This window comes from Micromonospora sp. DT43 (assembly GCF_049841645.1).
In the GTDB taxonomy this organism is placed as follows: Bacteria; Actinomycetota; Actinomycetes; order Mycobacteriales; family Micromonosporaceae; genus Micromonospora.
On sequence record NZ_JBNCKR010000024.1, the window covers coordinates 40,403 to 49,053 of the forward strand.

Here is an 8,651-nt window from a genome sequence, read left to right on the forward strand (position 1 = left end):
TCACGCCTGCCGGGAGGACTGGGTCGCGCGCAACGTCAGCTCCAGGAAGGCCATCATCGGGACGGCGACGACGAGGAAGAGTGTCGGCCGGTGCAGCGCGCCGAGCGACAGGAAGAACAGTGTGGTAGCCCGGATGAACCAGACCAGCGCCTCGTACGCCCGGGTCTCCGGCGCCCGGTTCAGTGTCACGAGACTCTGCGTGAACCCGAGCGCGGACGCGACGAGCAGCACCCAGAAGACGACCTCGGCGTAGACACCCGCGCGACCGGCGTCCGCCACGGCGGCCGCAGCCGCCGCTGTCACCGCCACAACCGGAAATACCACGGCAATCCGGCTGGAGGCCCTGGTCCCGATGGCAACCGGCAGCGTGCGGTAGCCCGCGACCCGGTCACCCTCGATGTCCTTGAAGTACCCGACGAGGCAGAAACCACTGAACACGACAGCGACGAGCGCCGTCTGGAACCAGGTCACCCCCGGGATGTCGAGCCACCCCGCGTCGGGCCGGACAGCCACGGCGCCGAGCACCGTGAACAGCGCCATGTCGACGCCGTTGACGAGATTGCCCAGCATGGGGATGCGCTTGGTCCAGGAGTAGACCAGGTGCCCGCCGATCGCGATGACACTCCACAGCGCCAGCGTCGGTGCGACCACGACGGCTACCACCATCAGGGCCGCCGACATCGCGAGCGTCAGCGCCAGGCCGATGTGAGGGTTGATCAGCCCGGTGACGAACGGGCGGTCCGGAGCGTTGACCGCGTCGGCCTCGCGGTCGAACCAGTCGTTGATCACCACACCGACGCCGTATCCCAGCGTGCAGAACAGCAGTCCGACCACGACACTCGCGACGCTGGCCCCGGCCGGCGGCGCTGTCATGCCGACCAGACCTGCCGACAACGAGAAGGGCACGAAGTGGAACCGCCACATCCGCGCCCAGGCAACCACCAGATCCCGGGTCCTGACTGCTGGTTCGAGTTGGTTGACGGTCATTGGTCCTCCACGAGCATCAGGTCGCCGACCTCGGCGAACGCGGCGACGACACGCTTGAGCTGCTCCGGTGTGTGCGTGGTGGAGAAGCTCGCTCGCAGCCGAGGCGAAGCCGCCGGGGGAATGACCGCGTTGACATAGACGCCGCGGTCCAGCAGGTTGCGCCACGCGAGCAGGGTCTCCTGCACGCCGTCGAGCCGTACGGACACGATCGGCGTCTCGTTCGGGATCGGGTCGTAGCCCAGGGCCGTGAGCTCGCGACGCACGTACGACGCGTTCTCTACCGCCTGCCGGCACAGCCACGGCTCCGCCTTCAGGATGCGCAATGCGGCGTACGCGGCGGCCAGGCTGGCCGGTGGGGCGGCCGCGCTGAAGATGAGGCTGCGCGCGTGGTGGCGCAGGTACTCGATCACATCCTTTGGACCGAGCACCGCACCGCCGATCGACGCCAGCGACTTGCTGAAGGTGACAGTGACGAGGTCGACCTGATCGGTGACGCCGAAGTGCGCGCTGGTGCCCCGGCCATCGGCCAGCACGCCGATGCCGTGGGCGTCATCGACGAGCAGGCGGGCACCGTACTGCCGGCACAGCCGGACCACCTCGGTCAGCGGACACAGATCGCCGGCCATCGAGTACACCCCGTCCACGACGACCAACCGGCCGGCGTCCGAGGGACTGGCTGCCAACTGTCGCTCCAGGTCGTCCATGTCGTTGTGGGCGAATCGTCGGATCTTGGCCCGGCTCATGCCGCAGCCGTCGTAGACCGAGGCGTGCGCCTCGCGGTCGAGGATGACCACGTCGTGACGCGACAGCAGCGACGCGATCGCGCCGACGTTCGCCTGGTAGCCGGTCGGAAACACCAGTGCGGCCGGCATGCCGAGAAAGTCGGCCAGCTCGCGCTCCAGCTCGTCGTGTAGTGGCGTATTGCCGTTGAGTAGCCGCGACCCCGTGCGCGACGTGCCGTACTCCGCGATCGCCGCCTCCGCCGCCGCTCTCACGCGCGGGTCAGAGGTCAGCCCGAGGTAGTTGTTCGAGCCGCACATGAGGATGTCGCCGTCGATCGTCTGCGCGACGGTCGCATCGTGCCCCTCGAAGGGAATGAAGTACGGGTAGAGCCCGGCTGCGCGAGCCTCCTGGCTCACTGTGTATGACTGGCAGCGACCGAAGATATCCACTGTCACCACGGTTCGCGAAACCCCTCTCATCTGGTGCTTCGTGTGCATCGGGCCGTTCAGGGGACCTGCTGCTTCAGTAGTCGGCAGAACCGCTCTGGACAGTGGCGGACCGGCGGTCGAGATCGCCCAGCACGTAGCCGCCGCGCGGAGGGGGTAGGTGGTCGTCTCTTTCACCCGCCGGCGCAGCCAGCTCGCAGGTTGAGCCAGCACGGGACGGGGCGGCCCGACTCGGTGAACCGCAGCGCGAGGGCGTTCCTCGTCCCCGGCGAAGTGGTGGCGGCTCGGTCGCAGAGGACGGCGGGAGATGCTATTGATGCGCCTGGCCCGGCCGTCCCGCCCGACGATCGAGGGCGTCGACGCGGCTCCCGGCAGTGGGGACACGCGGCCGGGTGCGATGCCGGCGGCGTTGCTGGCATCGTTGTCTGATCACTCTGGAGGTGAGGACGCAGGCCGGGCCACCGCGACCTGCGGTTCGATTCCAAGGCTGACGCGCACCAGCCGACATCAGGCCAATAGGCTCGTTAAGATCGACTCTCGTCTTGTCGGCTTGTGCCGCAGCGTTCCCCGGGATCCATTTTTGGCAAGAACCCGGGGATGCGGCGCTATGGCAGCGCAAGAAAAGTGGCGTTGCGACGTCAGCGCATAGATCATGATCCCCCCGTTCCGCTGTCTGCATTCACCAGCGGCAATCGCTTGACGATCTCTCTGGGGCAGGATGTTACGCCGGATTCGCAGCGCGAGTCCAGTCCACTTTGGTCGGTAGATTCTCCCGAACACCGCGCCCGTACCGCCTGCAGGTACTTCGCTCCAGGTGGCATGACAGAGGGCGAGATCAGTCTGTTGAACAAGATCAACGAATAGACGTCGGTGAAAGCCATCTCGCGCCGGCGGCGTCGCCCTCGCGACAGTGCCGCCGCGGATCGGCTGTGCCTACGGGTGGTCAGTGGTGGCAGCCGGGTGCTGGGCTCGTCGAATCCTGGATGGGCGATGTCGTGGCGGATCGCCAGCCGGGTGACCTGGCGGAATCCACGTGAGGGCTCCTCTTTGCCCCATTTGGCGGCCATGGATGTGGTCGCCGAGTCGCCGGGTGATGTGGATAATGGTCGATCGTGGCCCATCGCAGCAGACTCTCGACGATCCTGATCGACGTACCACGCGGCGAGGCGCCTGCAGCTACCGCCTTCTGGTCGAAGGCCCTCGGTGTGCCGGCACGTACAGTTCCCGATGAGCAGCAGTTCACCTCTCTGCACGGCGCGCTGCCCGGGCTGGTTCTGGCGGTACAAGCCGTCGATGACCAGGCTCGATACCACATCGACATCGAGACCGACGACGTCGAGGCAGAAGCTCGCAGACTGATCGCCCTCGGCGCCGTCGAGGTCGGCCGCTGGCTGGAGTGCATAACCTTACGGGCCCCGGGCGGTCACCTCTTGTGCGTCATCCCGTGCCACACCGATCCGGAGACCTTTGCATCTCTTTCCCAGGCGTGGGAGTAGATGCGCGGATCACGGGCTGATCGCGGTGCCGTCGATGCCAAGCACCGAGGCGGCGCGCCTGCACGATCGCATGCTTCGACCCGATCGCGCAGCGCCCGTGGCCGGAAACTGACCGGCCCACCGCACGGGCGGTCAGTCGGCGACCAAGAGTGCCTGGCTGCGGCGGTTTGCATCCGCGCCACGACCACCTGCCAGCCCGAACCGTCAAGATCCAAAGTTGCGTCCGTTCTGATTACGGAGCGGTCGGCAGCGGAGCACGTTCGGCCGTGCGCTCTGCGTCGACGACGGATTGCACGATGTCGTCAAGGCCGTAGCGGACGGTGTAGCTGATGAGTCCGTGGGCCAGCGACAGCTCTGGCATACGGCGAGCCATGTCCTCGAAGCCGCTACCGTAGGCGACGTCGTAGGGCACCGTGTGGATGTCACTGGTCGAGCGGGTGAAGTCCCTGACCTTCTCGGCGAGTCCGCGGATGGAGATCTCCTCGCGCCCGCCGAGGTTCACCGCCCTACCGTGCGCCGCCCTGAACGGCGGAGAGACTGTCGATGTGGGGCGGCAGCCTCGCTGCCGCGACGCTGCTTCTACCTCCCGACTTCGGTCCTCGGTCCTGGCCTGGGCGCCACGCTTGGGCCCAACGCTGACCGCGCCGCAGCCGCTCGTGCTGCCCAGAGGTCGCTGTTGGGCGACCGCTTGCCGTCGGACCTCGGGGCCTGAACACTTCCCCGCCCGATTGGCAATGACAGGTTGAAGCGCGGACTTGCCGAGGAGGGCCATGGCTTCGGATGCGGATTTGATAGGCCGGTCGCTGGCTGGCGATGTCGACGCCTTCGTGGTGGTGGTCGAGCGTCATGAGGCCGCCGTCGGTGCGTACCTCGTTCGTCGGGCGGGGCGGGATGCGGCTGAGGACCTCCTGGGCGAGGTTTGGGTTGCGGCGTTCGAGTCGCGGCGGTTGTACGACCGGTCGTACAACGATGCGCGGCCGTGGCTGTACGGGGTGGCATTGAATCGCTTGCGGCGCTACTGGCGGTCCCGCCCGGCCGAGGACCTGGTCGCGGACGTGCCGGACGTGGCTACTGGACGGGATCCGTGGTCGGCGGTGGACCTCGGCGTGGACGCCCGGGCGGTGCTCCGGTCGGCCCTGACGCGGCTCAAACCCGAAGAGCGGGAGGTCCTGAGGCTCGTCGCCTGGGAGGACCTGACAGCGGCCGACGCCGCGCGGGCACTCGGCATACCGGCCGGCACCGCGCGGCGGCTGCTGAGCCAGGCCAGGACGGCATTGCGCGACGCACCGGGGGTGTCTGCGCTTCTGAAGGGCCGCAACAGCACGAAGGAGAGACACCGATGACCGACGAGCTCGATTTGGTCGGTGCGTTGGGCAGCGCAGAACCACTGCGCCCGGAGGCGTATCAGCGGGCGCGGGCGGTGCTGCGGGCGGCTATGGCCGATCCCGGATCCGTGCGGCTGCTGGGCGCGATGTCAGCAGAGGACACGATTATGGAGGCGACTTCAACCATGGAAACGACGACAATCACGCGGGACCACGAGTCCAGCCCGGCGATTCAGCGCCGCCGCCGGATCGGTATCGCGGGCCGATTGGGCATCGGCGCCGGGGTGGGGGTTGCCGCCGCGGCGGCAGTCGTCGCTGTAATGCTCAACTCGCCAGCGACTGGGGGCACGCAGGCCGGCAAGGATTCGTCGGCCGCCGCCTCGGGCTCGACCTCTGTCGACGGGTCCGCCGAGCACGCGCCGCTGATGACCCTGGCCGGGTCCATCAAGACGGTCACCCCGCCGGCGGGCGACGCGTGGCTGGTGAAGGCGACGCAGGTCCACGGCACCAGGACCATGCAGGTCGTCTACACGCTGTACACCGATGGTCACGCGATCTATACGGGCAACAGCGTGCAGGACATCAAGCGTGCGATCGCCCGTCACCAGGACCAGATGACGGACGGCGGCTACGCTCCGCTCCTCGAGGCAGCCGTCGCCGCGGCGGACAGCAGCCCGGCCGACGGCCGGACCCGGATGCTCAAGGCAGCCAAGGAGCCGCTGGTGGGCCTCGATCCCGCAGCGCAGAAGGCGGTGTGGGACAAGCAGCAGGCGGCCGCCCAGGTGATTATCAAGCAGAAGGGCGGCAACGCCGAGCCGAAGCCGTACAGCCCCAAGGCCGTTCAGCAGCACCTCGACAACGCCCTGTGGACGTACAGCACCCAAGCGCTTTCCGCTGGCGACGGCAACACGCAGGTCCGGGCCGGTGTGCTGCGTCTGCTGTCCACCATCTCCGCGGTCAGCGTCAAGAACTCGACCACCCACGGCAAGGCCACGCTGACGATCACCGCCGGCCCCGAGATGTTCGGCGGCGGGGGCAGCGAGGTGCTGACCATCGACGCCGAGACCGGCATGCTGGTCAAGGACGTCTCCACCGTGCCGGGCACCCCCCAGGCCTCCACGACGTACGAATCCTCCCGCGTGACGAAGGCCGACCTGTAGGCCAGGAACTCCCAGCCACCGGCATTCCGATAGACGGGCGTAACGCGCCCGGTGTTCGATAACGGTGCGGGCCGCCCAGAGGCGGCCCACACCGTTGTCTAGTTGTTCGCACGGCCGTGCCTGACTGCGACGATCGACGCGTGACGCACATCCCGGACCTGACGCCCTATGACTACTACCCGGGCGCCCCGGACGCCATTGCCATTGGTTGGCTGGATTCGAGCATGCCCTTCACTGCAGGAGCCTGCCCCCGAGACGTTCGAGTCTCCGCGCCCGAAGTGCTCATCGACGCCGGACGGAGAAGAGGGCTCTGACCTGTAGTGATGAGATCGAGCGGCGCGGCGAGCGTGCGTGGATCAGGTACTTCTGGGCTGGTCTGAAGCCGTGCGGTGTGCGGCGATGGAGGAGTTGTGTCGGAATCGGCCCGGTAGGTCGTCGTCATGAGGTAGCCGGTGTCGGCCAGCTTCCACTGTGGTGGGAGAGCGGCACCGGCGCCCACGTCACGAGTTTGCCCCGCGCTGTGGCTCGGGGCTGACTGGTGGCCGTCGGTCTGGTGATCTGCTCACTCGCCGGTCCACATTGCACGGTGGCGTACCCGGCGCTCGATTTTCTGCCGCGACTTGGCCGCCCACTTCGTTGCGTTCTTTGACGCGAAGTCGTCCAGGACCTGGCGGTCAGTCGCGGTCCAGGCGGGAAGCTGCGCTATCCACTCTTCGGCCTGCTCGGCGCTGTGGCCGCTACCGATCAGTCATGGGTGAGCTGTCCGTTGTCCTGCCGGCGGCAGGACTGCCGTGCGTGCCTTGACAGGAAGGCGGAGCAGCAGGACAGTCGACATATTCATAGACGTCCAGCTATTTACGGCGAGGTGTGCCATGCGGAAGTCGCTGACTGCTGTGGCCGCCATCGCTGTTGCCATGGTCGCGATGATGGCCGCGATCTCACACGCCAGTGCGGCGAACGCGGCGGCCGGGTGTCGGGTGAACTACGTCGTCACCAGCCAGTGGAGCGGTGGCTTCCACGCCGACATCGCGGTCACCAACTTGGGTGCCCCAGTCAACGGGTGGACGCTGCGGTTCGCGTTCCCTGCAGTCGACCAGCGGCTCACGCAAACCTGGAGCGCCACCTGGGCGCAGGCGGGCCAGCAGGTCAGCGCGACCAATCTGGGCTGGAACGCGACCCTGGGCACCAATGGCTCCGCGAACATCGGTTTCGTTGGCGCCTGGTCGGGCAGCAACCCCATACCGGCGTCGTTCACGCTCAACGGCGTCACGTGCACCGGCGGCGTCCTGCCCAGCGTGACGCCGACCGGGACGACCACACCGCCGGTCGCTGACTACCCGGCGATCGTCACCTGGCTCAGCCCGACGGCCGGCGCGGTGTACACCGCGCCGGGCACCGTCCCGCTGGCGGCGACCGCGACCGTGGGAGGCGGACACAGCATCACCTCGGTGTCGTTCCGGGTGGACGGCGTCACGGTGGCCCAGGGGGTGAGGACGACCGGTGACCGGTACGAGGCGCTGTGGACACCACCGATCGGGGAGCCCGGCACCAGCACCACCTTCGTGCTGTACGTCTCGGCCGGCACCGACCAGTCGCTGCCCGGCGCTGCGCCGCCGTTGCTGGTCACGGTGGTGACGCCGGCGTCCACCGGCACAAACCACCCGCCGGCGGTGGCGTTGAGCACCCCCGGCGGGCAGACCTACTTCCTCGAGCCGACGACCGTCACGCTGGTCGCCGACGTCGCCGACACCGATCCCGGGGACCTCATCAGCCGGGTGGAGCTTTACCTCGGCGCAACCCGGCTGGCCGTGACGCCGACCAACAGCGGACAGCGCTACCAGTTCCAGACGGCCCTGTCGGCCGGCACGTCCTCCACCTTCACCGTGCGGGTCCACGATTCCCACGGCGGCCTCGGCATCTCGAACCCGCTGACCTTCACCATCCGTTAGCGCCTCGGCCCTCCGTTAAGGGCTGGCCAAGGCCTTTCCACTGGCCGTCGACACGTTTACGAGTCGGCACGGCACTCTTGGTCGATTCGACCAGGCCATCGGGGTTCGCGGTGACCGTCGTGGTGGGTGAACCTGCGGCGGTCGCCTCAAACAGCTTGCTGGAGCTTTGGCGTTGCGGGTGAGCTTGCTGGAGTCGCCGCGGTCCCATCATTCGGGACACCGATCCCACCTGCCCTGAACAGGCCCTTGAGGCTGGTGACCTCGTCGGCGGGCTCGAAGCCGTCAGGGTTGCCCCTCGGAGGCGGTAGGGCAGCGTCCGCTCATGTCGAGATGAGCGCGCTCGTGGGAGCGGGCTGCACATCGTCGATATGGTCGGTGTCGTGGAGACACTGGGCCGACTTGCCGGAGTCACGGTCGACTGCCGGGATCCGCAGCGTCTGGCTGACTTCTGGTCAGTCGTGCTTGGAGGACGCGTGACGGAGTCTCTCCCCGGCTGGCGGCGCGTCACTGTCGCCGGGGGCGGCCCGGTGCTGACATTCCAGCCGGTCCCGGAGCCCAAGGCCGG

At 67.9% G+C, this 8,651-nt stretch carries 8 protein-coding genes; 5 read left to right on the top strand and 3 right to left on the bottom strand.

The genetic code is table 11. From position 1 onward, the window contains the following. Together ACLQ26_RS32670 and ACLQ26_RS32675 are read right to left on the bottom strand one after the other, a co-directional pair. Nucleotides 1-987 (bottom strand): UbiA prenyltransferase family protein, encoded by a 987-nt coding sequence (locus tag ACLQ26_RS32670; RefSeq protein ID WP_425748210.1) that lies wholly within the window; start codon nt 985-987, stop codon nt 1-3. After that, nucleotides 984-2,333, bottom strand: a complete 1,350-nt coding sequence (locus tag ACLQ26_RS32675; protein WP_425748211.1) for an aminotransferase class I/II-fold pyridoxal phosphate-dependent enzyme — start codon at nt 2,331-2,333, stop codon at nt 984-986. The genes ACLQ26_RS32670 and ACLQ26_RS32675 overlap by 4 nt, the downstream gene beginning before the upstream one ends. Before the next feature lie 935 nt (nt 2,334-3,268). Between ACLQ26_RS32675 and ACLQ26_RS32680 the strand changes: the two genes are divergently transcribed. Further along, nucleotides 3,269-3,652, top strand: coding sequence for a VOC family protein (locus ACLQ26_RS32680; RefSeq protein WP_425748212.1), 384 nt, complete (start codon nt 3,269-3,271; stop codon nt 3,650-3,652). Nucleotides 3,653-3,884: 232 nt separating this feature from the next. Here the strand turns inward: ACLQ26_RS32680 and ACLQ26_RS32685 are convergent, their stop codons facing one another. After that, nucleotides 3,885-4,154 carry a hypothetical protein gene (locus ACLQ26_RS32685; RefSeq protein WP_425748213.1) on the bottom strand — a complete coding sequence of 90 codons (270 nt, stop codon included), beginning with the start codon at nt 4,152-4,154 and terminating at the stop codon, nt 3,885-3,887. Between the two features lie 268 nt (nt 4,155-4,422). Here ACLQ26_RS32685 and ACLQ26_RS32690 point away from each other — a divergent pair, with 268 nt between their 5' ends. The 4 genes from ACLQ26_RS32690 to ACLQ26_RS32705 form a co-directional block, all read left to right on the top strand. Next, complete coding sequence (locus tag ACLQ26_RS32690) at nt 4,423-4,995, top strand: RNA polymerase sigma factor (protein WP_425748214.1); 573 nt, start codon at nt 4,423-4,425, stop codon at nt 4,993-4,995. Further along, entirely contained in the window at nt 4,992-6,137 is a 1,146-nt protein-coding gene (locus ACLQ26_RS32695; RefSeq protein ID WP_425748215.1) for a hypothetical protein, read from the top strand. The genes ACLQ26_RS32690 and ACLQ26_RS32695 overlap by 4 nt, the downstream gene beginning before the upstream one ends. A gap of 791 nt (nt 6,138-6,928) precedes the next feature. Beyond that, nucleotides 6,929-8,086, top strand: a complete 1,158-nt coding sequence (locus ACLQ26_RS32700) for a cellulose binding domain-containing protein (protein ID WP_425748216.1) — start codon at nt 6,929-6,931, stop codon at nt 8,084-8,086. Nucleotides 8,087-8,454: 368 nt separating this feature from the next. Further along, nucleotides 8,455-8,651 (top strand): VOC family protein (locus ACLQ26_RS32705; RefSeq protein WP_425748217.1); only part of this gene is annotated, 197 nt, incomplete at its 3' end.